Annotated in this window: 6 protein-coding genes and 1 tRNA gene; 3 read left to right on the forward strand and 4 right to left on the reverse strand. The window is 47.4% G+C overall.

Annotated features, from left to right (window positions below):
- Positions 1 to 11 precede the first annotated feature (11 nt).
- The 4 genes from Q7V06_RS00245 to Q7V06_RS00260 form a co-directional block, all read right to left on the reverse strand.
- A protein-coding gene (locus Q7V06_RS00245) for an IS630 family transposase (protein ID WP_304836350.1) occupies positions 12 to 1,144 on the reverse strand; the annotation gives its coding sequence in 2 pieces (ribosomal slippage) (positions 12 to 718 and positions 718 to 1,144; 1,134 coding nt in all).
- Positions 1,104 to 1,739, reverse strand: a complete 636-nt coding sequence (locus Q7V06_RS00250) for a hypothetical protein (protein ID WP_304836353.1) — start codon at positions 1,737 to 1,739, stop codon at positions 1,104 to 1,106. Before Q7V06_RS00250 ends, Q7V06_RS00245 begins: the two co-directional genes overlap by 41 nt.
- 70 nt (positions 1,740 to 1,809) lie before the next feature.
- Positions 1,810 to 2,541 (reverse strand): HesA/MoeB/ThiF family protein, encoded by a 732-nt coding sequence (locus Q7V06_RS00255; protein WP_304836355.1) that lies wholly within the window; start codon positions 2,539 to 2,541, stop codon positions 1,810 to 1,812.
- 41 nt (positions 2,542 to 2,582) lie between these two features.
- A tRNA-Cys gene (locus Q7V06_RS00260) sits at positions 2,583 to 2,654 on the reverse strand.
- A 196-nt stretch (positions 2,655 to 2,850) separates the two neighbouring features.
- On the opposite strand from Q7V06_RS00260, the gene Q7V06_RS00265 reads away from it, so the two are divergent.
- From Q7V06_RS00265 to Q7V06_RS00275, 3 genes are all read left to right on the forward strand, one after another.
- Positions 2,851 to 3,834, forward strand: a complete 984-nt coding sequence (locus Q7V06_RS00265; protein ID WP_304836357.1) for a radical SAM protein — start codon at positions 2,851 to 2,853, stop codon at positions 3,832 to 3,834.
- Positions 3,835 to 3,849: 15 nt separating this feature from the next.
- Entirely contained in the window at positions 3,850 to 4,311 is a 462-nt protein-coding gene (locus Q7V06_RS00270) for a DUF1890 domain-containing protein (RefSeq protein WP_304836360.1), read from the forward strand.
- The coding region (locus Q7V06_RS00275; protein ID WP_304836362.1) for a DUF1894 domain-containing protein at positions 4,299 to 4,577 on the forward strand (279 nt) is incomplete at its 3' end. The genes Q7V06_RS00270 and Q7V06_RS00275, both read left to right, overlap by 13 nt.

Raw genomic sequence — 4,577 nt, forward strand, 5'->3', positions numbered from 1 at the left:
CTAGTGTCACGTCAAACTTCAAAAGTCGGGTAAAGGCGAGATAGCTTCACTCGTGCATCCTCAGTCGTGAACTGCCAATTTATCCGACTATCTTTGTTATTTCGGGATTCTTCCCATGCTTTAACCTCTCTCTGGACAACCTCAATACTGTCTATTCTTCGATCAAGGCACTGGCTGGTGAGAACGCTCAGCTCTATTTCTGCCATATTTAGCCAACTTCCATGTTTTGGCGTATAGACAAACTCAAACCGATCCCAGAGATTCTTGGCTATTTCGGGAGGATAGGTTTCATAGAGTGATCCCGGTCCATGTGTATTCAGATTATCCATAACCAGGGTAATTGTATCTGCATCTTCATATTGGGCAGCAATATCACGCAGGAATTCGGCCCAATCCTGCTTGGTTCTTCGATTAGTTATTTTTACCAATCGTTTCCCGGCAAGAGGTTCACATGCGATGAAAATATTACATGTGCCACAACGGCGATACTCATAATCATGTCTGGCGGGATATCCTGGTGTACAGGGTATTGAGTTTCGAGTTTCAGAAATGAGTTGTTTTGGGGATTCATCCATGCAAACAACTGGATGTTGTGGATCGAAGGGTCGCTTATACACATCCAGAACCCGTTCCATCTGAGCAACGAAATTACCGTTCTGGTTAGGGGGTATTACCCACGCCTGATTTCGCCACGGTTTGAGTTCGTTTTTTTTAAAACCTGACGAACGGCTTCATGAGATATTGTGTCAACGTACTCAAGTTCAACCATTTTATCTGCCAGCAATCGAAGTGACCACCTAGAATAGCCCTCTGGTGGTTCACTACAACTCAAGGCAATTAATCTGGCTTCGAAATCACCGTCGGTCTTTTTGTCATAGATCCTATCTGGTTTTTTCTTTGTCAGTGCCTCATCAAGACCTTCCAGAACAAATCTGCTTTTAACACGGTCGATTTTTCTCATACTGATATTCAGAACGCGAGATAGTTCTTCATTTGTTGAACGCTGTGTCTGGTGCTCGCCCTCATCACATGCAAGGAGGATGAGGGCATTCAGAACTGCTTGAGATGAATGTTTACCTTTAGAGGAGAGGGCTTCAAGGGTATCACGTTCTTCCTTGGTGAGAGTCACAACATATTTTCTCATTACATATTATACTACGTTCACCATATAATAAAGTTACGACATTTAATAATTGACATGACACTAGCCCTCGGGATGAGAAGATGACCGGGCCGAGGTAATAGATTGTATCATTATGGATGAGTATCGTCTGCGGAGTCGACTGCATGACCCTGATGCCGAATGTCCTGATGAGTCCGATAGAAAGTTGACCGGGTGCGGTGACAAAATGACCCTGGTACCTGTTCCTCTCGATATACCGGATGACTGCTTCATCCTCCTCATTAAAATCTATATTGAGACCAATGACGATATAGGTGCCGGGATTCTCCCTCTGAAGATCTGTCGCCTCGTTGAACTGGACTCCGCATGCAGGGCATGAGGTGGTGAAGGTATGAATGATAACGGGCTTTCCGGAAGCTATAAGGGATTCAAGGGTGAACTCCTCCTCTGTCAGAAGGTCGGTGAGCGGTAATGCGAGCCAGTCCGGTGCATCCGGTGCAGCGACAGTCTCTCTGGAAATCTCACCCTGAATATCGGTACAACCGCAGATAAGAAGAAGAGTGATTATTGTCAGGCAGATGGGGATGGTAGATTGTATCTCTTCTTCCCATACCATGATTCACCTCTGTCTTTCCCCTCTTATAAGTGTATTAGTCATGGAAACAATTGTATCCCTTCTTTTGTAATCACTCTTCTCTCTTACCACAGACTGGGCAGGCAGGGTCCTTTTCAAGCCTGATCTCATCAACGGTTGACCGTTCACCATCCCAGTGAAGAAGGCGATTCGCAAGAAGCTCTCCTGTGCTGGTGAAGTACTTGATCACCTCATTTGCCTGCACAACTCCAATAAAACCGGGTGTCACCCCGACAACCGGAAATACTTCGGCAGGGGGTGGGTGAGGGAAGATGCATGAGAGGCAGGCGGTTTCTCCCGGGATTATCGTTGTCGCCTGACCGCAGAGGCCACGGATCCCTCCATGGAAGAAGGGGATCTTCTTTGTATATGCCACACTATTGAGAAGATATCGCGTCGGGAAGTTATCCATCGCATCAACGATCCCATCTGCATCTCCGACGAGTTCAAGGACGTTCGTCTCATCGATTGTTGTATCAATGACGTCAATCCTGATATCCGGATTGATATCTCTGAGTTTGGCTACTGCTGAAATGGTCTTCCTTTCCCCGATATCCCTGTTGAAGTGAAGGATCTGCCGATTAAGATTTGTTAGTTCCACACTGTCTTTGTCAACAAGGATGATCCGTCCTACCCCTGCAACTGCAAGGTAGATAGATATCGGAGAACCAAGCCCACCTGCACCGGCAATGAATATTGTTGCTTCTTTTAACCGCTCCTGGCCTTCTTCGCCGAAGAGCATGATCTGGCGTTTGTATCTATCCCGTTCCTGTGCAGAAAACATTGAATTCTCCTCAAATAGGTCTTATATGATCATATAAGAAGAGCCAGAGCCCGGAATCGAACCGGGATGTAGTTGATCTGCAGTCAACCGCGTAGCCTCTCCGCCACTCTGGCAGAATCAATCACAATTGTGATGTTGCCATACTATACTTATCACCATACCTACATTAAAGTTGAGACTCAGGCAAATTTTTCCGCAATTATTCTCCCCAGATCCAAATCTATATCTCTCATAAGGCAGAATAGTGTGATAATTCACAATTGTGAATAATCATGATTATGGAGATTTCAGGGGGAAGCTATGCGGGTGATGACGGTAGAAAATAAGGCATTTCTCATCAGTATCGGCTCGATTGAGCTTGATAAGCAGCTCACTTTGATTGCACCACAGACGTCTGCAACAGCAGGTCCCGGAGCCGGAGACAGATCAATCTTCATCATCTCAGGTGACCACAGGGTTCGCCTGACGGTAAAGGAACATTCTCCACTGAAAGCCGTTCCGGATGAAGATGGTGTTCTCCTTCTTTATCACGGTGAGCCGTTTATATCGGGAGAACTGGAAAGCCCGCTTTGCCACTGTCCGGAGCAGGCATACATCACCGTCAGTGAAACCTGTATCTTTGACTGTAAATTCTGCCCGGTTCCAAAACTCCATGGAGGAATAAAAAGTATAGAGACGATCATTGAAATGGTCGAAGAGGCGTCTGCAACCGGGAGACTTAAAGCAATCTCCCTTACAAGCGGTGTGGCCATCTCTCCTGAAGAGGAGGTGGAGAGGATGGTGGAGGTGGTACAGGCACTTCGTCGTCGTTTCGATCTCCCAATCGGTGTCTCGGTCTATCCGACGAGGGATTCGAGCAGGCTGCTCTATGATGCAGGTGCAGACGAGATCAAGTACAATGTCGAGACGATGGATCCTCTGATCTTCGCTAATGTCTGCCGCGACTTCTCCTTATCCTGGATACTCGATGCACTCAGGCAGGCAGTCTTGATCTTTGGAAAGAATGCGGTCTTTACGAATGTCATCATCGGTCTGGGTGAGGATGATGACACTGTACTTGATGGTGTTGCTACTCTTGCCAGTATGGGGGTCATTCCAAACCTCCGGCCGATCTCGGCATCGCCGCTTCGTACAGGTGAGATCACCGTTGAACGGCCCTCACAGGAGCGGCTCCTGTATCTTGCAAAGGAGACGAAAGATATCCTTACAAACAATGGTCTCGATGCCACAAAAGCCCGTACAATGTGCCTCCCCTGTACAGGCTGTGATATCACACCATTTTGGGATCTTTAAGATTTGAGGATTACTATGAGTGAAGAGGGAAATGGAGCTTTAATTATCCTCGGTTGTCCCGAGGTTCCGGTTCAACAGGCACTTGCGCTTTATGCAGCCGATCGTCTGAATGAGGATGAGTGGGATGTTCTGGTCGCAGGCAACAGCGCGGTGCTTGTTCTTCTGAAGGTATCTGATCCAAAGAAGGTGTATGTGAAGAGGATGGTCGAGCTTGACCGGTGTATCGAGGAGCTTGCTTCGGGAGAGCGACATCCTGGAGTCTGTATCGTCTTTGCCCATAATGATGCCGGGATCAGTTATGCTACGACAATCAGGTATCTCTTTGAAGGGCGTCTTATTGTTGTCGTCTTTGGGAGAGAGGCCGAAGAGCTCGCAGAACAGCTTGATATCCCCTGTGAGAAGATCGTCGAGAAGGCGATCCATAATCCAGGTAAACTCAGAAGAAAACTTGATGAGGTGCTCGGATGGGCTGCGTAGAAGATCTTGGATATGATGTCCTCCTCTCGATGGCCTCATTCAAAGAGTGCCGGGAGTATGTCGAGAAGCAGTACAAAGAGATATACTATGTCGATCCGGGGTTCAAACTCTTTGAGAAACGGATCATCGGTGTCCCTCCGATTGCCATTGCCCTTGATGGAGAGACGGTCATCCTCCCCTATACAAAACCCTGTCATGGGACATATCTCCTCCGTGTCGTATCGGCAGATGAAGCGGCGGTCGTGAGATCAAAAGCGAGGAGAAGA

This window comes from Methanocalculus sp. (assembly GCF_030651615.1).
Classification (GTDB): Archaea; Halobacteriota; Methanomicrobia; order Methanomicrobiales; family Methanocorpusculaceae; genus Methanocalculus.